Genomic DNA, 22438 nt, shown 5'->3' with positions numbered 1-22438 from the left:
GCTATCGGCTATGCCCTGGAACAGGCGAGGAGAGGCCGCACGAGCAAATCGCGCTGCGAAGAACCAGCTTATTGCCGTGAACGGTCACCGCGATGCACGGTGACAGGCGCCGCTGCAGTCGCAGAGCTGATCGACCAATGCTGCGACGGCACCAGCGCCAGAACCGGCGGTGCCAATGCTGCAACCAGATAGATCGCAGCGCCAACCGCAACCGGGCCTTCGTCGCCTGCAATCTGCGAGTCGCGGACCACACCATTGCCCTGCGCCATCGCGGGGTTCGCGATGCGCACGCCATCCGTCACCGAAAACCCGGTGAGCAGAGCGAGCAAGGCGAGAAGCAGTTTCACGTGAGCATGATTATCCTGAAGAGCCCGGTACATAGGCACTGACGGCGCGTTCGTCCATGGTTTTGCACGACGCGGCCCGCATCCGGTCATTAATCGGATTGCGGATCAAAGGCTTGTGAATCCGCTGCGCCGAAGCTGAGATGCATTCCGGCGCGGATGTTGCCCTGCTCCATCTGCAGTTCGAGCCGCTCGCAATCGCGCTTGCGAAACTCTTCCACCACCCGGTCGGCGACGATCGGGTCGATCCCGGTGCGCAGCAAGGCGGTGTGCGCCAGCTTGACCGAGGATTCGAACAGCTCGCGCTGGGCTGCTGCGATCGGGGCATGCTTGAGCGCCAGCAGCTGCCGCCGATCGTTGGCGCGGACAAACAGTTGCGCTTCGGGAAAGGCATGCGCGATCGGCGCGATCTGGTCAGGACCGAATTCCTTGTCGTCCATGCAGAACAAAAGTGCGCCCGCAGCTTCCGCCCCCGCCCGGCGGAGCAGATCGATACGGGTGCCGTCACCATAGAACACCTTGCGACCAAATTCGCCGCTCAGCCTGATCTGGTCGGGATTGATGTCGATCAGCGTCACCGAGATGTTCGCGCCTGCGAAGATCTGCGCGACCGCCTGGCCGAAGCGGCCGTGACCGATGACGATGGCGTTGGACTGACGCGCCTGTTCAGGATCGACCATGTCCTCGGTGCCAGAGCCCCGCACCCCGCCGAACAGGCGGGTAATCAGCATCAGGAACGGCGTCGTCGCCATCGACAGCGTGACGATCGCGCCAAAGCGGCTCGCCGCCTCTGCCTCGATCAACAGTGCTGCCTGCGCTTCGGCGAACAGCACGAAGGCGAATTCACCGCCCTGGCTGAGCAACAGGCCAAGCACGAACGCGGCGCGGTTTTCCATGCCGAACGCCTTGGCGAGGCCGAAGATGATGGCGACCTTGATCACCACCAGCGCAGCCGCCATCGCCACGATGAACATCGGGTTGGCCAGGATGACGTCGATATCAAGCATCATCCCGACGCCGAGGAAGAACAGGCCGAGCAGGATCGAACGGAACGGGTCGATATCGGCTTCCAGCTCGTGCCGGAACGGCGAATCGGCGAGCATGACGCCGGCGATGAAGGCTCCCAGTGCCGCCGAAAGCCCGATCGAGTCCATCAGCGCTGCGCTGCCGAACACCGCAAACAGCCCGGCGACGATGAACAGCTCGCGTTCCGCCACCTTGCCGATCAGCTTGAGCAGCGGCGCAAGCCCGTATCGCCCCGCCACCACTAGCCCGGCAATTGCGGCGATGGCATAAAGCGCCAGCAGCCAGCCCGGCGTCTGCGGCCCGGTCTGCGGCGCGCGCGATAGTGCCGCCACAATGGTCAGCAGCGGGACGATCGACAGATCCTGGAACAGCAGGACCGAAAACGCGCGCTCCCCCGTCGGGGTGTTCAGCCTCCCCTGCGACTGCAGCAACGGCAATACCTGTGCGGTCGACGACAGACCCAGCGGCAGGCCGAGCGCCAGCGCCGCGCCCCAGGTCGATCCGGTGACGAAATAGATGAACAATGCCAGCGCGATCCCGCACAGCGCCACCTGCGCAAATCCCAGGCCAAAGATGTCGCGCTTGAGCTGCCACAGCCGCGAAGGCGCAAGCTCCAGCCCGACGAGAAACAGCAGCAGCACGATCCCGATCTCGGCAAAGCCGACGATCAGCTCGGGATCGGCCACCAGCTGCAGAACGTCCGGGCCGATGATGATGCCACCGACCAGATAGCCGAGCACCGCGCCCAGCCCCAGTTTGCGAAACAGCAGCACAAAGGCGAGCGCGGCCGCGAGCAGCACGGTACCCGACAGGAAGATATCGCCGCCATGTTCCATGATGTGATGCGTCCGATCAGGGCTGGTCGAGCGCGGCGACAATCGCGCGCCAGGGCAGCAGGATGGAACCATGCCGCGCCGGATAAGGCAAGGCGCTGGCAATGTGGTCGATGCCCGGCCAGTCACCGGGGTCGGTCCGATCGCCTGCCAGAAAGGCTGTCAGAGCGTCGCGTGCAGTAATCAGCGCGTCACGCCCCTGCCCGATCGCCCGGTCAGCCAGGATCGCCGCCGACGCCTGGCCCAGCGCGCAGGCCTGCGCCCGCACGCCGAAATGCGCGACCCGGCCTGCCTCATCAAGGCGGAGGCCAACGCGGACCACCGACCCGCAGCTTTGCGAGCGCAGCTCTGCCTGATGCGGCAGGTCGTCCGCCAGCGGCCAGTCCGCCAGCGAAACCGCCAGCGCCAGGATATGGGGGGTGTAAAGGACGTTAGCCACCAGGGTGCTGCCAGTCCTGCTCACTCATCGCCGAGCGACTGCTGATAATCGTACAGGTCGACCAAAGCGGTGCCGCTGGCATTGAGCAGCGGGAAGGTGCGGCTGTCGGTCACCCACTGCGGCTGCCCCTCGCCCGGCCAGACGATATCGTGCAGCATCGTGACCAGCAGATAGGCCAAAGTCGCCAGGATCAATCCCTTTACCGCGCCGAAACCGAAGCCGAGCACCCGATCGATCGGGCCGAGGACCGATCTGCGCGTGCGGCTGCGTAGCGAGGACGCGATCAGCTTGCCGATCAGATAGACCCCCAGATACAGCCCGACCAAAGCCAGCGCAGCAGCGCCGCTGTCATTGCCCACCGGTTCCTTGAGCAATGCGGTGACCGGGCCATGAAACAGTCGCAGCGCGAAGATGCCTGCCACCCAGGCGATCAGCGAGACTGCCGCATAGACAAAGCCGTTGAGGAAGCCCAGAATCGCCCCACCGGCCAGCAGCGTCAGAACAAGGATATCGAATGCGGTCATGTCGTCCGCTGGCTAGTTGCGACCCAGCAGTTGGTCAACGAGATTTGCCAGCCGGGTATAGGATGTCAGCCGCATTCCGCCGGTCTCGGCTTTTCCCTTGGCGGTGACGCTCGCAGGGACCAGCGCTTTTTCGAACCCCAGCTTGGCCGCCTCGCGCAGCCGCAATCCGGCATGCGCAACCGGGCGCAGCTCGCCTGACAGCGCCAGTTCGCCGAAAACGATCGTCGCGCTGCCCAGTGGCCGCTCCGACAGCGCAGAGATCAGCGCAGCCGCCACCGCCATGTCGGCGGCAGGATCGGACAGGCGATAGCCGCCTGCGACATTGAGATAGACTTCCGCGGTCGAAAAGCTCAGGCCGCAACGCGCCTCCAGCACCGCCAGCACCATGGCCAGCCTGCCTGAATCCCAGCCAACGACCGCCCGGCGAGGTGTCGCGCCGCTGGACAATCGCACGGTGAGCGCCTGGATCTCGACCAGCACCGGACGGGTGCCCTCGAGCGCGGGGAAGACCGACGTCCCCGGCATCTGCGCATCCCGGTCGCTCAGGAACAGGCTGGAAGGGTTGCCGACTTCGGACAGGCCCTCCTCTTCCATCGCGAACACGCCGATCTCGTCGGTCGCGCCGAAGCGGTTCTTGATCGACCGCAGGATGCGGTACTGGTGGCTGCGCTCGCCCTCGAAGCTCATCACCGTGTCGACCATGTGCTCGAGCACGCGCGGGCCGGCGATGCTGCCATCCTTGGTGACATGGCCGACCAGCATCACCGCGCACCCGCTTTCCTTGGCGAAGCGGATGAGCTCCTGCGCCGAGGCGCGCACCTGGCTGACGGTGCCGGGCGCGCCCTCGATCAGGTCGCTGTGCATCGTCTGGATCGAATCGATCACCAGCATCACCGGCGCGTCCATGCTGCGCAAAGTGGTCAGGATGTCGCGAACCGATGTCGCTGACGCCAGATCGATTGGCGCATCGGCGAGCCCCAGCCGAAGCGCACGCAGCCGCACCTGGTCGGCTGCTTCCTCGCCGCTGATATAAACGATCGAATGCCCTGCCTTGGCCATGTTGGCCGATGCCTGCAGCAACAGTGTCGATTTGCCGATGCCCGGATCACCGCCCATCAAGGTGGCAGACCCCGCCACCAGCCCGCCACCCAATGCGCGGTCGAATTCGGAAATGCCGGTCGAAATGCGCGGCGGCAGCTTCACCACCGCGTCGAGCCGCGCCAGTGCGATCCGCTGGCCGCCGGTCTGCAGGTCATGCCGCGCGGAAAACGCCGTCGGGGCAGACTGCTCGACCATGGTGTTCCATTCCGCACAATCGGGACACTGGCCCTGCCAGCGGTTGGAAACGCTGCCACAGGCCTGGCAGACATAGGTTTTGCGCGGTTTAGCCATGATCGCCGCATAGCCCGAACAAAACTGGAACGCAATTGTGGCTTTGCACTTGCCATCAGGCGTAACATCGATAGCGTGACGGCGAATTAACCTCGAAAGACTGAACCGAAGGTCCGCGCCGGAACATGCGTCAGAAGGAACTCCGCCTTGCCCTGGTCTGCTACGGCGGCATCAGCCTGGCGGTCTACATGCACGGCATCACCAAGGAGATCTGGCGCGCGACGCGGGCCAGCCGCAGTTTCCATGCAGGCGAACCTCCCGCGAGCGGAAGCCAGGGCGTGTATCGCGCGCTGTTCGAAACCTTTGCCGAAAAGAGCGAGGTCAAGCTGCGCCTGCTGCCCGATATCATCGCAGGCGCCAGCGCCGGCGGCATCAACGGTGTCTTCCTGGCGCAGGCACTGACCAGCGGCCAGTCGCTCGAACCGCTCACTCGGCTGTGGCTGGAATGCGCCGATATCGACCAACTGCTCGATCCCGATGCGCGGCCCTTTTCGCGCTTCACCAAATTCTGGGCGCAGCCGCTGGTGTGGCTGCTGCTGCGCCGGCCCGGTGGCGCGCTCGACCGCAGCGTCGCAGCAGAGGCGCGCAGCGAGGTACGGACCAAATTGTCGCGGCTGGTGCGCGCACGCTGGTTCGCGCCGCCGTTCAGCGGCACCGGTTTTTCCGCGCTGCTGTATGACGCCATGGAGGCCATGGCCGCTGCGCCTGCGGGGCCGCGCCTGCTGCCGCTGGGCCAGCCGCTCGACCTGTTCGTCACCGTCACCGACTTCAAGGGCCATCTCGAGCGGCTGCGGCTCAACAGCCCGGCCGAGGTGGTGGAGACCGAACACCGCCTCTCGATTGGGTTTCGCTACCTGCGCGGGCGCGATGACGCACTGGCCGATCCGGCCGAGCTGGTGTTCGCCGCGCGCGCGACCGCGAGCTTTCCCGGTGCCTTTCCGCCGTTCAACGTCGCCGAGATGGACCGGATGCTAACGCGGCGCGAAAAACTCTGGCCCGGACGCGAGGCGTTTCTGGCAAGGGTGTTTCCGCAGCAATATGCCGATGGCCAGGCCGAGCGCGCGATCCTGATCGATGGATCCGTCCTTGCCAACGCCCCCTTTGCCCAGGCGATCGACGCGCTGCGCAACCGTCCCGCGCATCGCGAGATCGACCGCCGGTTCGTCTATATCGATCCCAAGCCCGATGTCGCAGGCGGGCTCGACCAGGCGCGCGAACGCGATGCGACGGGCGAGCGGCTGCCGGGCTTTTTCTCGACGATCTTCGGTGCGATTTCGGACATTCCGCGCGAACAGCCGATCCGCGACAATCTGGAGGGGATCGAGCGACGTTCGGCGCGAGTCCGGCAGATGCGCAGCATCACCGATTCGTTGCGGACGGATGTCGAAGAGACCGTGGGCAAGCTGTTCGGCTACACTTTGTTTCTGGACAGCCCCACGCCCCGACGGCTCACCGCATGGCGCAACAAGGCGCAGGACCGCGCCGCCCATATGGCGGGCTTTGCCTATGCCTCTTATGGCCAACTGAAGCTCGCGACCATCGTCGAGGATATCGTCGACACGCTGCGCCGCGCCCATCGCGGGCCCAAGGCGCTGTATGCCGAGCGGTTGCGCGATGCCATCCGCCAGGAGCTGGCACGCACCGGGCTCGACAAGCTCTCCGCCAAGGGCGGCGGTGCCAGCGAGCAGGCGATCCTGTTCTTCCGCACGCAGGATCTGGGCTTTCGCATTCGCCGCCTGCGCTTTCTGGCACGGCGGCTGGGCGAAGATATCGCCCAATCGGGGCGAACGCCGCCCGAAGCCGTTGTGGCGATGCACGACACGCTCTACGCTTGTCTGTCGCACTATCTTGACCGCGAGACAACTGACCATCTGGGGCAGAATTTCGCCGACATCGCAGCGGGCGCCATCGATGCTCCGGGCATGGCCATCGCGGAACTGGCGAGCCGGCGCGATCTGCGCAGTGCCGATGCCATCGTCGACGAGCAGCTGGCAGCAGCCCTCGCCTTGCTGCCCAAGGCCAGCCGCCGCTCGATGCTGCTCGCGTATCTGGGATTTCCCTTTTACGATATCGCGACGTTGCCGCTGCTGCAGGGCGAAGGGCAGAACGAGTATGACCCGATCAAGGTCGACCGTATCTCGCCCGACGATTGCCAGTCGATCCGCCAGGGCGGTGCAGAAGCGACATTGAAGGGCATAGAGTTCAACAGCTTCGGCGCATTCTTCAGCCGCGCCTATCGCGAGAACGATTATCTCTGGGGCCGTCTGCACGGAGCAGAGCGGCTGATCGACATCATTGCATCGGCGATGCCGCCGGGTGCCGCCTTCCCGCCCGATGTCCTGGCCGACTTCAAACGCCGCGCGTTTCTGGCGATCTGCGATGAAGAGCAGACGACATTGACCACCGACGCAACGCTGGTCCCGCGCATCCGCGCGGAGATCGAAGCAGCATTGGGCCAATAGGCAGCGTGCCGATGCGGGCTGGCCATTTCAGCGGGGCGTCCCTAATTTGGGCAGCATGAATGCTTCCCTTGTCCGCTGGCTGTTGCTGCCGTTGCTTGTGCTGATCCAGGCCTGCAGCGGCTTTCCGTTTCTGGAGCCCGGGCTCGCCGCCTGGGATGGCCCAAAAAAGGGCACGCCGGCTTTGTGGCACGTCCAGGGGCGGCAGGGCGAAGCGTGGCTGTTTGGCGGTATTCATGCGCTGCCGCCCAACATCAAATGGATCAGCCCGAAGATGAAGCGGGCGATGGACGACAGCGACCGGCTGGTGCTTGAAGTCGTCGGGCTGGAACAGCCCGCCGAGATCACGAAAACGTTCCAGCAACTGGGCAACAGCCCCGGCCAGCCGCCGCTTGCAGACCGGCTGGCACCCGAATTGCGCGATCGGGCAGAGCAGCTGCGGGCGGCCAGTCGCCTCGCCCCTGCCCGGTTCGAGACCCTGGAGACATGGGCAGCCGCGCTTTCGCTCGCGGGGGCCGCGACCGCCAACCTTGCCATGGTGCGCGAAGCGGGTGTCGAGCGGGTACTGGCCAAGCGCTATCGCAAGCGCGACAAGCCTGTGATCGGGCTGGAAACAGCCGCCCGCCAGTTCTCCTATTTCGACGAACTGGCCGAAGAGGAACAGCGCGCGATGCTGTCCAGCGTGGTGGCCGACGCCGACAACGCGCCGCAAGCCTATCGCGACATGGTCACAGCCTGGCTCGAGGGCGATGGCGAGCGTCTGGCCGAAGCCGCCAACCGCGGACTGTTGCAGCGCAAGCCCATTCGCGAGCAGATTCTGGTGCGGCGCAACCGCGACTGGGCCAACCAGATCACCGACCTGATCGGCCTGGGCGCACGCCCGTTCATTGCCGTGGGCGCCGCGCATCTGGCGGGCGAAGACAGCGTGCAGGCGATGCTCGAAGCGCGCGGCTTCACGGTCACCCGCGTGCAATAGCCGGGAACGCTTGCTTTTGCGCAGGTCTGCGCGTATAGGCCCGCGTTCCCCGAAGCCATGGTCATCCCTGGAGGCGTGGCTGGGGAATTGAACGAACACCCAAAATCTGGAGACAGTCCATGAGCGATACGCTTACCCTGTCGGCCCAGCTGCGTGATCGGGCAGGCAAGGGAGCCTCCCGTGCACTCCGCCGCGAAGGCCGTGTACCCGCCGTTATTTACGGCGACAAGAAAGACCCTGAAGCGATCCACATCGAAGAACGTGCGCTGAACAAGCTGCTCGGCACCGGTCACTTCATGAACTCGATCGTTGAGGTCGAAATCGATGGCAAGACGGTTGTCACCCTTCCCAAGGATGTCGCCTTCCACCCGGTCAGCGATCGCCCGCTGCACGTCGATTTCCTGCGTATCACCAAGGGCGCGACCGTCGAAGTCGCCGTTCCGGTTGTCTTCACCAACGAAGAAGCCTCGCCGGGCCTGAAGCGCGGCGGCGTTCTGAACGTGGTGCGTCACGAGCTGGAACTGGTCTGCGATGCGACCAACATTCCCGACGAGATTGAAATCGACGTCACCGGCACCGAAATCGGCGATTCGATCCACATCTCGGCCGTGAAGCTGCCCAAGGGCTCGAGCTCCGCGATCACCGACCGCGATTTCACCATCGCCACGATCGTTGCTCCCTCGGCGCTCAAGTCGAGCGACGGCGAAGCTGCTGACGAAGCCGGCGAATAATCCATTCTTCTCGCCCTCTCCCCCGTGTGGGGAGAGGGTTGGGAGACGGAGTTTCCTTTCATGCAAATCTGGGTCGGCCTTGGCAATCCCGGCGCGGAATATGCGATGCACCGGCACAATGTCGGTTTCATGGCGCTGGACACGATTGCCGATGTCCACGGTTTCGAGCCCCCCAAGCGCCGCTTTCAGGGCTGGGCGCAGGAAGGGCGACTGGGCAGCGAGAAGCTGCTGCTGCTGAAACCCGCCACCTTCATGAACAAGTCCGGCCAGGCAGTGGGAGAGGCGATGCGCTTCTTCAAGCTGGAGCCCGAGGCCGTCACCCTTTTCCATGACGAACTCGACCTTGCCCCGTTCAAGGTGAAGGTCAAGCGCGGTGGTGGGACCGCCGGGCACAACGGCCTGCGTTCGACCGAACAGCATATCGGCCCCGAATTTCGCCGCGTGCGCATCGGCATCGGCCACCCCGGCAACAAGGACCGGGTCACCGGCCATGTCCTGGGCAACTATCACAAGACCGAACTTGATGACCTCACCGACATGCTGGGCGCGATGGCTGCCGAGGCGGCCTGGCTGGCGAACGATGACGACGCGCGTTTCATGAACGACGTCGCGCTGCGACTGCAGGAATGATCGCGACGGCAGAGCCGCGATCCGGTCGTTCCGGTCGCCGGTTCATTCTCGCATTCGCAGCTGTGTCGCTGATCGCCGTCGTCAGCGGCGCGGTGACGATGGCCAATATCGGCATCCCTGCCCTGCGCTGGGCGCTCAACCTCGCCGCCTGGGCCGTGGGGGCCCTGCTTGCACTGGCGATCGTGCGCGCTCGCCCGCGCGGCAAGGGCTGGACATTCATCGCCCTTGGCGGCGCTGCTGCAATCCTCGCAACGCTCGTCGGCCCCGACCAACTGGGCATCCACCGCTGGCTGACAATCGGCCCGCTGTTCATCCACGGCGCAGCCATCATGCTGCCTGCAGTCATCGTCGCCCTCGCCCGAATGGGCCACGGCAACCGTGTGGCCCAGGCGATCGCACTTGTCGTTGCGGCCGTTCTCACGGTACAGCCCGATGCGTCGCAGGCCTGGGGCTTTGCACTGGCCAGTCTCGCCTGGCTGTGGCCGGGCAAAGCGCCCAGCGCGCTGGCCCAGGGCTTCGTCATGATCGCCCTGGCGGCCATCGCCACGCTCAGTCCCGACCCCTTGGGCCCGGTGCCAGAGGTCGAGCAGATCATCATGCTGGCGCTGACGGTCCATCCCGCGCTGGCGGCGGTGGCGGTAACGGCGCTGGCCGCCCTGCCCCTTGTCGTCTGGCGATCGCGGCCCTGCGACCGCGCAGCGCTTTCGCTCGCGCTGTATAGCACTGCCATTGTGCTCGCCCCCGCCTTTGGCTGGTTTCCGGTGCCGTTGGTCGGTTCGGGCATGAGTTTCGTGCTGGGCCTGTGGCTGGGCGCTGCCCTGCTGGCGGCGCCGCATTTTGACGCCCCCGCCACGCTGCCACTGGAATTGCCGACGCGTTAGCGCTAGGGCGCAGCCAAAGTTCGCGCTGGCAGGATCAGCGCGCGCTGACGCATCTTTCAGGCTGGGATATTTATGGGTTTCAAATGCGGTATTGTCGGGCTGCCGAATGTCGGCAAGTCCACATTGTTCAACGCGCTCACCGAGACGCAGGCGGCACAGGCGGCGAACTATCCGTTCTGCACGATCGAGCCCAACGTCGGCAATGTGGCCGTTCCCGATCCGCGCCTCGACAAGCTTGCGGCCATCGCCGGCAGCCAGAAGATCATCCCGACCCAGCTCGCGTTCGTCGACATTGCCGGGCTGGTGCGTGGCGCCTCCAAGGGCGAAGGCCTCGGCAACCAGTTCCTCGGCAACATCCGCGAGGTCGATGCCATCGTCCATGTTCTGCGCTGCTTCGAGGATGACGACATTCAGCATGTCGAGAACAAGGTTGACCCGATCTCGGACGCCGAGACGGTCGAGACCGAACTGTTGCTCGCTGATCTGGAAAGCCTCGAAAAGCGGGTCCCCGGCCTCGTCAAGCGCGGCCAGCAGGGCGACAAGGAATCGAAGATTGGCGCATCGGTGCTGGGCAAGGCGCTCGAGCTGCTGCGCGAAGGCAAGCCTGCGCGTCTGACCGAGCCTGCCGACGAGGAAGAAGCACGCGTGCTGGCGCAGGCGCAGCTGCTCACCTCAAAGCCGGTGCTGTACGTCTGCAATGTCGACGAAGGCAGCGCAGCCGACGGCAACACCTTCAGCGCGCGCGTATTCGAAAAGGCCAAGGCCGAAGGCGCCGAAGCCGTTGTCGTCTCCGCCGCGATCGAGGCCGAGCTGATCACCATGGACATGGAAGGGCGGATGGAATTCCTCGCCGATCTGGGGCTGGAGGAAACCGGCCTCGCCCGCGTCATCCGCGCGGGCTACGACCTGCTGCACCTCATCACCTTCTTTACCGTCGGCCCCAAGGAAGCGCGCGCGTGGACGGTCGAGGTGGGGTCCAAGGCACCGCAGGCCGCTGGCGAGATCCACAGCGATTTCGAACGCGGCTTCATCCGCGCCGAAACCATCGCGTTCGACGACTATATTGCCCTGAACGGTGAATCCGGCGCCCGCGATGCGGGCAAATTGCGCCAGGAAGGCAAGGAATATGTCGTCCACGACGGCGACGTACTGCACTTCAAGTTCAACGTCTGACCGCTGGCGGGGCTACTGCTTGGCAGGCCGTCATCAGCCTGTCAGATAAACCGGGCAAGGCGGCTGACGCCGCTGCCGATTGAAGGACACTTGCCGATGCTTTCCCGCCGCCTGTTCATTGCCGCCGCTCCGCTCACCGTGATCGGCGCGCCGGGCATTTTGCGCGCGCAAAGCGTATTTCGGACGTTCCCGTTCGCGCTGGGCATTGCTTCGGGCGATCCTTCGCCTGACGGCTTCGTGATCTGGACGCGGCTGGCGCCCGAACCGCTGGATCCGCATGGCGGCATGCCGATGACCCCGATGGCGGTCGAATGGGAAGTCGCCAGCGATGACCGTTTTGCGACGATCGTTGGCAAGGGCGAGGTCATCGCCCGGCCCGAGACGGCGCATTCAGTGCATGTCGAGGTGTCAGCACTCCAGCCCAACCGGCCCTATTGGTATCGCTTCACCGCCGGCGGCGAGCGCAGCTTCTCAGGGAGAGCGCGAACGCTGCCGCTGGCGGGTGCCACCATGGACAAGCTGAAATTCGGCGTGGTCGGCTGCCAGAACTTCGAAGATGGCTATTTCGGCGCCTACAACCATCTGGCACGCGAAGAGCTCGATTTCGTCTTCCATTATGGCGACTATATCTACGAATATGGCGGCAGCCCGACCCGCGCCAACTATTTCAGCGGTGGTCTGCAGGTGCCGGTGCGGCTGCATGTCGGGCAGAACCTGTATGATCTGGCCGACTATCGCCAGCGTTACGCGCAGTACAAGACCGACACCGATCTGCAGCGCGCGCACGCAGCCCACAGCTTCTTTCCGACGTTCGACGATCACGAGATTGAAAATAACTGGGTCGCGGGAATCAGCGGCGGCAGGGGCGTTCCGGCAGAGGCTTTCGAACTGCGCCGCGCGGCTGCATTGCAGGCCTGGTACGAGCATATGCCCATCCGCCGCGCCAACATGCCGCGCTTCGGCACCGGCCAGTTCCACCGCACGGCGCGCTTTGGCAATCTGGCCGAGATCCAGCTGCTCGACACCCGCTCCTACCGCAGCGACCAGGCCTGCGACGATGGCTTCAAGCCATTGTGCGAGGGCGTGGGCGACAAGACCGCGCAGGTCCTGGGCGCCGAGCAGGAAGCGTGGCTGGCGAAGAACCTGTCACGCAATCAGGCGCGCTGGAACTGCCTTGGTCAGCAGATCATGATGATGAGCCTCGACCGTCGCCGCGCCGCCAACGAAGACACGCGCATCGCCAACATGGACAGCTGGGCCGCCTATGAAGTTCCGCGCCAGCGGATGCTCTCGCGCATGGCGGGCTTGGGCAACGTGATCGTGCTGACCGGAGACGAGCACCAGAACTTCGTCGGCGATCTGGTTCATAACGACAAGGTCGTTGGCACCGAGATCGTCGCAACCTCGATCAGCAGCGGCGGCGATGGATCGGACCTTCGCTATGGCAGCGAGCAGATGATGAAGAACAATCCCGAGCTCAAGTTCCTCAACGATCAGCGCGGCTATGTGGTCTGCGAGGTCACGCCGGATGCCTGGCTCAGCCATTTCCAGGTCGTCGACAAGGTGTCACTGCGCCCCAACATCATGAAGCGCCGGGCCACTGCAGAGGTTGCCCACGGCACGCCCGGTGCCCAAATGACCGGTCTTTCGGCATGATCGCCCGGCTGATTGCGGCCCTGCTGGCACTGACGATTGCCGCTCCGGCAATGGCGCAAGACGCCGAGCCCGAGGTTACGATCCTGATTTCGATCGATGGAATGCGGCCCGATTATCTGGATCGCGGTCTGACCCCCAATCTGGCCGAGTTCCGGCAGCGCGGGGTCGCAACAGCCATGCGGCCGAGCTTCCCCAGCAAGACCTTCCCCAATCATTATACCATAGTCACCGGCAAGCGGCCCGACCGCAACGGCATTGTCGGCAATTCGATGATCGCCCCGACCCGCCCCGGGCAGATGTTCAGCATGGGCGATGCCAAACAGGCGCTTGATCCGTTCTGGTGGATCGAGGCCGAGCCCGTCTGGATCACGGCGGAAAAGGCCGGCCTTCGCACCGCGACGATGTTCTGGCCGGGCAGCGAAGTGGCGCATAACGGCGTTCGTCCGAGCGACTGGATGCGGTTCGATCAGGCCATCGGCAATGCGCAGCGGGTCAACACCGTACTCGACTGGGTGCGCCGCCCGCCAGCAATCCGTCCGCGCCTCGTCACGATGTATTTCGACACCGTCGATACCGCCGGGCACCGCTTTGGCCCTGGTCGCTCGCCCGAACTGGATGCCGCCATTGCCGATGTGGACTCGCGCATCGGCGATGTCGTGCGCGGAGTGGAAGCGATGGGGGTGCGCGCCAACTTCGTCATCACCGCCGATCACGGCATGGCCGAAACCGCCGAAACCCGCGTGATCCAGCTGGAAGAACTGATCGACCGCGCCAGCTACATCCCGGTGGAAACCGGCCCCTATGCCGCCATCGAACCTGCGGCGGGCACCGATGAGCGGGTTGCCGCTGCCTTTCTGAAACCGCATCCGCATATGACCTGCCATCGCAAGGAAGCGCTGCCCCAGCACCTGCATTACGGGCAGAACCCGCGGGTCGCCGCGATCATCTGCATCGCCGAAAATGGCTGGACGATCCTCTCGGGCACCCCACCCTATCCGGTCAAGGGCGGCGCGCATGGCTATGACCCCACGCATCCAGACATGCACGCACTGTTCATGGCGTTTGGCCCTTCGATCAAGCCGACCGATCATCTGGGCGTGTTCGACAATGTCGATGTCTATCCGCTGCTTGCAGCCCTCACCGGCTTCGCTCCGTTGCCATCAGACGGCAACGCCGACACGCTCGCGCCGCTGATCGCCCGCTGATTTTGCTTGCAAAGCCAAGGTTGCGGATCAAAACTCATGTCCATGATCTATTATGAAGACCTGGAGGTCGGCTCGACCTCGAAATTCGGCCGTTATGATGTCACCCGTGATGAGGTGATCGATTTCGCCCAGAAATACGATCCTCAGCCCTTCCATCTCGATGACGAAGCCGCGGCGAAGACGCACTTCGGACGGCTCTCCGCCAGCGGCTGGCACACATGTGCGATGACGATGGCGATGCTGGTCGAGAACATGAAGACCAGCCGCCAGGCCGGTCTGGGTTCGCCCGGCATGGACAATCTGCGTTGGGTCAAGCCCGTCTACCCCGGCGACACGCTGCGCGTCGAAACCACGATCATCGAAAAGCGCCGATCGAAGAACCGCCCGGACATGGGGCTGTTCAAATCCGACCTCACGATCTTCAACCAGAATGACGAGCCGGTGATGACCATGCGCAGCAACGGCCTGATCAAGGTGCGCAACCCGGAAGCGCCGATCGAGGATTGACGCGTCTGGGCCTCAGTTGCAGGCCCAGAAGCCGTCCCGATAGACAAACGCCGGCCCGTCGGCATCGCTGACCTGCATCGTGGCGGTGCTGCCTGCGGCGTCCTTGCCTGAGGCTGACACCATGAGCGTGACACCCTGGCCTGCAAAACTGCCGCCCGTGTCCGCTACCGTGGCGGACGCGGTCACATCGATCTGCTTGCCCGCAATGGACATTATGCCCTTGCCGCCGGTCTTGCTGGCCACCAGCACCGGCAACGCACCCTGAGCCGGGCCGAACCGGCACGATCCGCTATCCAGCCCCGCCGCGTTGATCGCGCTCGACAGCAACGGTTCGAGCTTCGGCCCTTCGGCATCGACCGCCTGCACGCCGGTGATGGACGAAGACGTGGCCCCACCCGCCGATGCCGACACGCTGCCTTGCTGGGCACCGGTACCGGCGTCGAGCGTGACGAGTTCGTCATCGGCAGGCATTTCGCTGCTGCACGCGGCAAGCAGGACGAGCGGGAACAGGAGGGCGATGCGCATGGGGAAGCTCCGGGATCGGGGAATGTTGGAGGGCGTATAGCGCGGGGACAGTCGAGGTTAAAGCCTCACACCTCTCCCCTCCCGCATGCGGGAGGGGTGGCTGAGGTGCAGCCGAAGTCGGGGTGGGCCTGCGACCCGTCGTGCTCCCGGCCCACCCCGGTTCAGCAAGCTGAACCTGCCCCTCCCGCAAGCGGGAGGGGAGAAGCAATCTACTATTCCCGCAGGATTATCGTGCAGAAACTTTCCTCAGGAAAATGCCGATAAAAATACCCATTACCCATGACATCAGAAGCGGAGACGTCATCACCAACCCCGTCAACCACCAACCCCAGTCAGTTCCCTCCTGGGCAGAAGGAAGCAGGGCGAACCAGACAGAATAAGGTAGAATAGGTAACATCGACAAAGCGATGACAGCGCCGACCCGTAACCCCGTGCGTTTAAATCTATGAATCGTGAAAAAAGCGATGATCGCTGCCAAAGCGCCACATGCCAAGATTAGACCTACAGCCATCCGCTATTGATAAGCCAAAACATCGATAGCCGCAAACCGCGCGTACCAATCCAGATTGGCGTATCTTTCACATACCTCAGCACCTAGCGTGCCATAATAGGGACGCGACACTTGCAAGTTGCTTGAGACTGTCACTTCCGCCCGAACAACCGCTCGATATCGCCATGCGCCAGCTTGACCCAGGTTGGGCGGCCGTGGTTGCATTGACCAGAGTGCGGGGTGATTTCCATTTCGCGCAGCAATGCGTTCATCTCGGCGACCGAGAGCACGCGCCCTGCCCGCACCGATCCGTGGCATGCCATGGTCGAGGCGACCAGATCGAGCCGCTCCTTGAGCGACAGCGCCGCATCGAACGCGCCGAGTTCATCAGCGATGTCCTGCACCAAGCCGTGCACATCACCGCCGCCGAGCATCGCAGGCACCGCGCGGACCAGCACCGCCGCCGGGCCGAAGCGTTCGACCTCCAGCCCGAAATCGGCAAGTTCGGCGGCGCGCTCATCGATCCGGTCGCACGCGGTCTCGTCCAACTCGACCACTTCGGGCAGCAGCAGCGCCTGGCTGGCGACGCGGCCACCGCCCGCCGCCTTGCGCATCCGTTCGAGCACCAGTCGCTCGTGCGCGGCGTGCTGGTCGACGATCACCAGACCGTCCTCGGCCTCGGCGACGATATAGGTCTTGGCGATCTGCCCGCGCGCGATGCCCAAGGGATAGCGTTCCGCCATCGGCACCGGCGCATGGGAAGGCTCGGCGCGGCCCAGGGGCGCTGCCGCCATTAACGGCTGGCTGCGTTCGGCCACCCCGGCAGCGGCGAGCCAGGCAGGCGCCTCCGTCGGCGCAAGCGCCATCGGTGCGGGACTGAACATGTCGCGCTCGGGCAGCGGCGGCGGCGCGACCGGCTCGCTTTGCCAGCGCGAGAGAGCGCCTTCCGCCGGACGCTGCACCGCGCGGAAGCCGCCCTCGTCGAGCGCGCGCCTCAACCCCGAAACGATCATCCCGCGCACCATCGCGGCATCGCGGAAGCGCACTTCGGTCTTGGCCGGATGCACGTTCACATCGACATCCTGCGGCACGACATCGAGGAACAGCGCCACCACCGGATGCCGGTCGCGCGCCAGCATCTCGGCATAGGCCGCGCGCACCGCGCCCACCAGCAAGCGGTCACGGACGGGGCGCGCATTCACGAACAGGAACTGGTGGTCTGCAACGCCCCGGTTGTAGGTCGGCAGCCCCGCCACCCCGGTCAGCCGCACGCCTTCGCGCTCGAAATCGAGCAGCACGGCATTGTCGGCGAGGCCGCGCGCGGTGAGCGAGGCTATGCGCGTCAGCCGCGCCTCGCCCGCCTGCACCGAAAACACCCTGCGGCCGTCTGATTCGAGACTGAAGGCGATGTCGGGCCGCGCCATCGCCAGACGCTTCACCACATCATTGCACGCCGCATATTCGCTGCGCGCAGAACGTAAAAACTTGCGACGCGCCGGCACGCGGCCGAACAGGCTGTCCATGCGGATGCGTGTTCCGGGCGGCAGCGAGGCGGGGCCGTCTTCAACGACATCACCATGATCGACCACCCTCCGCCAGCCATCGCCGTCCGCCGTGCGGCTGGCGATCGAGAGCCGCGCGACGCTGGCGATGCTGGGCAAGGCCTCGCCGCGAAAGCCCAAAGTGGAGACCAGTTCGATCGCATCGTCGGGGAGTTTCGAGGTCGCATGGCGTTCCAACGCAAGAGCGATGTCGTCGGAGGACATGCCGCAGCCGTTGTCGATTACCTCGATCGCACCCAGCCCGCCATCCTCCAGAGAGATGGCGATCCGGTCCGCTCCGGCGTCGATTGCGTTCTCGACCAGCTCCTTCAACGCACTGGCTGGTCTTTCCACCACTTCGCCTGCTGCGATCCGGTTTATCAGGGCGTTTGGAAGCCTTCGTATTGACATGCCCCCGGTCCTAGCCCAAGCGCGGCTTGGACGCGACTCCCGAGTTCCCCGCATTTTTCATGCCTGGTATGTCCGGGTGCCCCGGGTTAGCCTCCGCCCTCAGGACTTTCGCGCAAAATCCATCCGGATCACCGCTTTGTCCGCCCTGTCTGGCTCCTGATATTTGGAAAGTCTGCATGTCGTTCATCTCCAAACTCTTCCGGTTCGGTTCGCACAATATGGCGATCGATCTGGGCACTGCGAACACGCTTGTCTATGTCCAGGATCAGGGCATCGTCTTGAACGAGCCGTCGGTGGTGGCGCTGGAGACGATCAACGGTATCAAGCGGGTCAAGGCGGTTGGCGTCGACGCCAAGATGATGATGGGCAAGACCCCCGATTCGATCGAAGCCATCCGCCCTTTGCGTGACGGTGTCATCGCCGACATCGAAGTGGCCGAGCACATGATCAAGTATTTCATCCAGAAGGTCCACGGCAAGCGGAGCATGTTCAGCTATCCCGAGATCGTGATCTGCGTTCCCTCGGGCTCCACCTCGGTCGAGCGCCGCGCGATCCGCGATGCGGCATCGAACGCCGGTGCCAGCCAGGTGATGCTGATCGTAGAGCCCATGGCCGCTGCCATCGGCGCGGACATGCCGGTCACCGAACCGATCGGATCGATGGTCGTCGATATCGGCGGCGGCACGACCGAAGTTGCGGTGCTGTCACTGCGCGGCCTGGCCTATACCACCTCGGTCCGCACCGGCGGCGACAAGATGGACGAAGCGATCGTCTCCTACGTCCGTCGTCACCACAATTTGCTGATCGGTGAAACCACCGCCGAGCGCATCAAGAAGGACTTCGGCGTCGCCGTCGCGCCGGCAGACGGCATTGGCCACACCATCCAGATCAAGGGCCGCGACCTCGTCAACGGCATCCCCAAGGAAATCTCGATCAACCAGGGCCAGATCGCCGAAGCCCTGTCCGAACCGATCAGCACGATCGTCGAGGGCGTCCGCATCGCGCTGGAAAACACCGCGCCCGAACTGGCCGCCGATATCGTCGACCAGGGCATCGTGCTCACCGGCGGCGGCGCGCTGATCCAGGGTCTGGATGCACATCTGCGCGAAGAGACCGGCCTGCCCGTTTCGGTTGCGGAAGATCCGCTGACCTGTGTTGCCATCGGCACCGGCCGCGCCATGGAAGATCCGATCTTCCGGGGCGTGCTGATGACCGCCTAAGGGCGCACACAGTATGGCGCCGCCGCGGAACCGGCGCCCCGGGTTCTCCCGCAAGGCGCAACTGCAGATCTTCACCGGCTATTTGCTGGCCTTTACGGGCGCGTTTGCCGGTCTGCTTCTGCTTGCCTTGTCCTATTTCGATCCGGCCGCCTTTTCTGCGGTGCGCAGCATGACCGCAGAGGTCACCGCGCCGCCTGCCCGGCTGCTGACCGGCATGCGGGTGGGGACGCAGAACGGCTGGCGCGAAGTCGCAGCCTATTTCGATGCGGGATCGAAGAACGCCGCGCTGCAGCGCGAGGTCGAACGCAACCGGATGCGGCTGATCGAAGCGCGCGCTCTGCGCCAGGAAAACCGCGAGTTGCGCCGCTTGCTGGGCCTGATCAAGCAGGATGGCCGCCCTGTCGCGACCGCGCGTCTGATCAACTCCTCTGCCTCCAGCAGCCGCCGCTATGCCACGCTTGATGTCGGGTCGCGCCAGGGCGTGCAGCGCGGCCAACCGGTGCGCGCCCAGCGTGGCCTGATCGGCCGGGTGCTGGAAACCGGACCCAACACCTCGCGCGTGCTTCTGCTCAGCGATGCCGAGAACGTCGTGCCGGTGCGCCGCGCGCGTGACGGTACGGTGGCGTTCTCGCAAGGGCGTGGCGATGGCCGGGTGGACATCAAGCTGATCGATATCGGCATCAATCCGTTCAAGGTGGGCGATGTGATGGTTACATCGGGCAATGGCGGCATCTATCCGCCCAACGTGCCGGTGGCGATCATCGAGAAGCTGACCAATGATGGCGCCATCGGCAAGCTGCTTGCCAACCCTGCTGGCACCGATTTCGTGATCGTGCAGGAGATGTACGAGCCCGAGCTGGCCTATCCGGAAGCCAGCGGGCTGCCGCCGGCGGATTCATCGCCCGCATCGCCGCTCTCAGCGCCACGTCAGCGTGAAACGCAGCCGCCAGCAACCGCTCCAGCCCCGACGTCGTCCGCCCCAGACCAGGCTGAAGCCTCTGTTCCCGTGCAAGGTCCGGCTGCGCGATGAACGACCTTTACCGGGCCCGGCTCAACCGCGAGCCTTCCGCCTTCCGCAAGGCCGCCGTGCCCATTGCGTCGGTAATGGCTGCATCCATGGCACCGCTGTTGCCGATTGTGGCCTCTGCTCCGGTTCTCCCGCCGTTCGGCCTGGTCGTGCTGATCTGCTGGCAGATCCTTCGGCCTGGTCTCTGGCCGGTGTGGGCTGGCGTTCCATTCGGCATGTTTGACGACATTCTCAGCGGGCAGCCGGTGGGGAGCGCAGTATTGCTGTGGTCGATCATCCTGATTGCTCTCGACCTCATCGAACAGCGATATATCTGGCGCAATTACTGGCAGGACTGGTTCATTGCCACCGTGTGCCTTATATTCGCGATTGCAGGAGGCCTTGCGATCAACAATTTTCTCGTCAATGACACCCGCATCTCGGTGCTGTTCCCCCAGATGATCCTGGCGATCTTCACCTATCCGCTGGTGCTGCGCCTGGTCGCGCGGCTCGACCATATCCGTCTCAAGCGGTGACGGCAGGCAAGCCATGAGACGACCCGGCAAGCTCATCACCCGCAATTCGCTGAACATCACGTTCAATCGCCGAACGATGCTGATCGGTGGTGCGCAGGGGCTGCTGGGCACCGTCCTGGCAGGCCGCATGGCGTATATCTCGATCGTCGAGAACGAGCGCTACAAGATGCTGTCGGAGAGCAACCGGGTCAACCTGACGCTCATTCCGCCGCGCCGGGGCTGGATCATCGACCGGCACGGCAAGCCGCTGGCGAACAACAAGGCGGACTTCCGGGTCGACCTGATCCCGCAACGGGTGCGCGATGTCGACACGACGATCAGCCAGCTGGGCACCATTCTGCGCATGACGCCCGACGAAATCGACGACCTTCGCGTCGCAATGAAGGACGCCCGGGGGTTGCAGCCCGTACCGGTGGCCGCAGGGCTGACCTGGGAGGATTTCGCGACGCTTTCGGTCCGGCTTCCCGATCTTCCGGGCGTCGCCCCGCAACGCGGCTTTTCGCGCCAGTATCCCACCGGGGCTGCGGTCGGCCATCTGCTGGGCTATGTCGGCATCGCCAATGCCGAAGAGTACGAGCAGAGCAAGAACCCGCTGCTGATCACGCCCGGTTTCAAGATCGGCAAGGACGGGCTTGAGAAATATTACGAAGAACGGCTTGAGGGCAAGCCCGGCGCGCGCAAGGTTGAGGTGACCGCGCGCGGCAAGATCGTGCGCGAACTTGGCGTGAAAGAAGACGTGCCGGGCAAGCCGCTGAAACTCACCATCGACGGCGGCTTGCAGGAATTCGTTGCTCGCCGCATGGGGCGCGAATCGGGTGCGGCGGTGGTGATCGATTGCCAGACCGGCGGCATCCTGGCGTTCTCATCGATGCCCAGCTTCGACCCGAACAGCTTTTCGGACGGCATCGGCAGACTGGAATACGCCATGATGTCGCAGGATGAGCGCGTTCCGCTGCTCAACAAGGCGACGCGCGGCCTCTATCCACCGGGATCGACGCTCAAGCCGATGGCGGCAGTCGCCTGCCTGCAAAACGGCGTGGACCCGGAAGAAACCGTCAACTGTCCCGGTGGCTATCGTCTGGGGAACCGCTTCTACCAGTGCCTGGGACGACACGGGCCGGTCAACATGACCCGCGCGATCGAAAAGAGCTGCAACACCTATTTCTACGCGCAGGCGCATCGCCTCGGCTATGACAAGATTGCCATGGTCGCGCGCGAAATGGGGCTGGGCGAGGAATTCGACCTCGCCGGGCTCAACCAGCGCTATGGCACCATTCCCGACAGCGAATGGAAGATGCGCAAGTACAAGCAGGGCTGGACCGCGTCGGATTCGTTGAATGCGGTGATCGGCCAGGGCTATGTCATCGTCAATCCACTGCAGCTGGCGGTGATGACCGCGCGGCTCGCTTCGGGCCGCAAGCTTTATCCGCACCTGATCCCCAACGACAAGATCGCCCCTACCCTGCCCTTTTCCCCCGAACATCTCGCCATCGCGCAACAGGGCATGGCGCAGGTGGTCAGCCAGGGCACCGCCGCACGCAGCAAGCTGCCGCTGGATGGCATTGCGATGGCGGGGAAGACCGGCACCGCACAGGTGCGCGGTTTCGGGTCAGGCAGCCGTGGCGGCGCTGGCGTACCATGGAAATACCGCGACCACGGCCTGTTTGTCTGCTTTGCCCCCGTCGAGCAGCCGCTCTATGCCGCTGCCGTCGTGATCGAGCATGGCCTGGGCGGGTCGCGCGCCGCAGCGCCCGTCGCCAAGGATTTCATGACCTATATGTTCGATCCGCAAAAGGCGATGGACAGCCTGCTCGCGCTGGAAGCCGGCTGGGGCGGCAACATCGCCGAACGCATGGCCAGCGAATTCGCCTCGTTCCGGGCGCGCGCCGAGGGTCTGGTGCCTGAAGCGCCGGCCGAAGGCGAAGCAGACTGA

Annotated in this window: 20 protein-coding genes; 13 read left to right on the top strand and 7 right to left on the bottom strand. The window is 64.5% G+C overall.

Annotation, left to right across the window (positions count from 1 at the left end):
• Window positions 1-68: 68 nt before the first annotated feature.
• The 5 genes from D618_RS0107350 to radA form a co-directional block, all read right to left on the bottom strand.
• Window positions 69-347, bottom strand: a complete 279-nt coding sequence (locus tag D618_RS0107350; protein WP_017670859.1) for a hypothetical protein — start codon at window positions 345-347, stop codon at window positions 69-71.
• An 89-nt stretch (window positions 348-436) separates the two neighbouring features.
• The gene (locus D618_RS0107345; protein WP_238550614.1) at window positions 437-2278 is read right to left on the bottom strand and encodes a monovalent cation:proton antiporter-2 (CPA2) family protein; all 1842 of its coding nucleotides are present in this window, start codon (window positions 2276-2278) and stop codon (window positions 437-439) included.
• Window positions 2223-2642 carry an iron-sulfur cluster scaffold-like protein gene (locus tag D618_RS0107340; protein ID WP_040370416.1) on the bottom strand — a complete coding sequence of 140 codons (420 nt, stop codon included), beginning with the start codon at window positions 2640-2642 and terminating at the stop codon, window positions 2223-2225. The genes D618_RS0107345 and D618_RS0107340 overlap by 56 nt, the downstream gene beginning before the upstream one ends.
• A gap of 20 nt (window positions 2643-2662) precedes the next feature.
• Window positions 2663-3166, bottom strand: coding sequence for a CvpA family protein (locus D618_RS0107335; protein ID WP_017670856.1), 504 nt, complete (start codon window positions 3164-3166; stop codon window positions 2663-2665).
• A 12-nt stretch (window positions 3167-3178) separates the two neighbouring features.
• Window positions 3179-4558, bottom strand: coding sequence for a DNA repair protein RadA (gene radA, locus D618_RS0107330; protein ID WP_017670855.1), 1380 nt, complete (start codon window positions 4556-4558; stop codon window positions 3179-3181).
• A gap of 125 nt (window positions 4559-4683) precedes the next feature.
• Between radA and D618_RS0107325 the strand changes: the two genes are divergently transcribed.
• The 9 genes from D618_RS0107325 to D618_RS0107285 all read left to right on the top strand — a co-directional run bounded on the left by D618_RS0107325 (window position 4684) and on the right by D618_RS0107285 (window position 14776).
• Window positions 4684-7020, top strand: coding sequence for a patatin-like protein (locus D618_RS0107325; RefSeq protein WP_017670854.1), 2337 nt, complete (start codon window positions 4684-4686; stop codon window positions 7018-7020).
• 55 nt (window positions 7021-7075) lie between these two features.
• Window positions 7076-7993 carry a TraB/GumN family protein gene (locus tag D618_RS0107320; protein ID WP_017670853.1) on the top strand — a complete coding sequence of 306 codons (918 nt, stop codon included), beginning with the start codon at window positions 7076-7078 and terminating at the stop codon, window positions 7991-7993.
• Between the two features lie 119 nt (window positions 7994-8112).
• Complete coding sequence (locus tag D618_RS0107315; protein WP_017670852.1) at window positions 8113-8724, top strand: 50S ribosomal protein L25/general stress protein Ctc; 612 nt, start codon at window positions 8113-8115, stop codon at window positions 8722-8724.
• A gap of 60 nt (window positions 8725-8784) precedes the next feature.
• Window positions 8785-9354 carry an aminoacyl-tRNA hydrolase gene (gene pth, locus D618_RS0107310; RefSeq protein ID WP_017670851.1) on the top strand — a complete coding sequence of 190 codons (570 nt, stop codon included), beginning with the start codon at window positions 8785-8787 and terminating at the stop codon, window positions 9352-9354.
• A complete protein-coding gene (locus D618_RS17975; protein ID WP_017670850.1) occupies window positions 9351-10235 on the top strand; it encodes a hypothetical protein in 885 nt (294 codons plus the stop codon). The genes pth and D618_RS17975 overlap by 4 nt, the downstream gene beginning before the upstream one ends.
• Window positions 10236-10307: 72 nt before the next feature.
• Entirely contained in the window at window positions 10308-11408 is a 1101-nt protein-coding gene (gene ychF, locus D618_RS0107300; RefSeq protein ID WP_017670849.1) for a redox-regulated ATPase YchF, read from the top strand.
• Window positions 11409-11504: 96 nt separating this feature from the next.
• A complete protein-coding gene (locus D618_RS0107295; RefSeq protein ID WP_017670848.1) occupies window positions 11505-13064 on the top strand; it encodes an alkaline phosphatase D family protein in 1560 nt (519 codons plus the stop codon).
• Window positions 13061-14269, top strand: coding sequence for an ectonucleotide pyrophosphatase/phosphodiesterase (locus D618_RS0107290; protein WP_017670847.1), 1209 nt, complete (start codon window positions 13061-13063; stop codon window positions 14267-14269). Before D618_RS0107295 ends, D618_RS0107290 begins: the two co-directional genes overlap by 4 nt.
• Window positions 14270-14311: 42 nt before the next feature.
• Entirely contained in the window at window positions 14312-14776 is a 465-nt protein-coding gene (locus D618_RS0107285; RefSeq protein WP_040370413.1) for a MaoC family dehydratase, read from the top strand.
• A gap of 12 nt (window positions 14777-14788) precedes the next feature.
• On the opposite strand, the gene D618_RS0107280 is transcribed toward D618_RS0107285, so the two are convergent.
• Together D618_RS0107280 and mutL are read right to left on the bottom strand one after the other, a co-directional pair.
• Window positions 14789-15301: a hypothetical protein gene (locus D618_RS0107280; RefSeq protein ID WP_017670845.1), complete on the bottom strand. Its 513-nt coding sequence runs from the start codon at window positions 15299-15301 to the stop codon at window positions 14789-14791.
• A gap of 642 nt (window positions 15302-15943) precedes the next feature.
• A complete protein-coding gene (gene mutL, locus D618_RS0107270) occupies window positions 15944-17743 on the bottom strand; it encodes a DNA mismatch repair endonuclease MutL (protein ID WP_026091408.1) in 1800 nt (599 codons plus the stop codon).
• A gap of 176 nt (window positions 17744-17919) precedes the next feature.
• On the opposite strand from mutL, the gene D618_RS0107265 reads away from it, so the two are divergent.
• The 4 genes from D618_RS0107265 to mrdA are packed head-to-tail and all read left to right on the top strand — an operon-like array spanning window position 17920 to window position 22438.
• Window positions 17920-18963, top strand: a complete 1044-nt coding sequence (locus D618_RS0107265) for a rod shape-determining protein (RefSeq protein ID WP_017670842.1) — start codon at window positions 17920-17922, stop codon at window positions 18961-18963.
• A 13-nt stretch (window positions 18964-18976) separates the two neighbouring features.
• Window positions 18977-19993, top strand: coding sequence for a rod shape-determining protein MreC (gene mreC / locus D618_RS0107260; protein ID WP_017670841.1), 1017 nt, complete (start codon window positions 18977-18979; stop codon window positions 19991-19993).
• Window positions 19990-20505 carry a rod shape-determining protein MreD gene (mreD, locus tag D618_RS0107255; RefSeq protein ID WP_017670840.1) on the top strand — a complete coding sequence of 172 codons (516 nt, stop codon included), beginning with the start codon at window positions 19990-19992 and terminating at the stop codon, window positions 20503-20505. Before mreC ends, mreD begins: the two co-directional genes overlap by 4 nt.
• Before the next feature lie 13 nt (window positions 20506-20518).
• Window positions 20519-22438 carry a penicillin-binding protein 2 gene (gene mrdA, locus D618_RS0107250; RefSeq protein WP_017670839.1) on the top strand — a complete coding sequence of 640 codons (1920 nt, stop codon included), beginning with the start codon at window positions 20519-20521 and terminating at the stop codon, window positions 22436-22438.

This window comes from Blastomonas sp. AAP53 (assembly GCF_000331245.1).
Taxonomy (GTDB): Bacteria; Pseudomonadota; Alphaproteobacteria; order Sphingomonadales; family Sphingomonadaceae; genus Blastomonas.
Note: the sequence above shows the minus strand (reverse complement) of the source record. Positions and strands in the feature narration are given on the sequence as shown.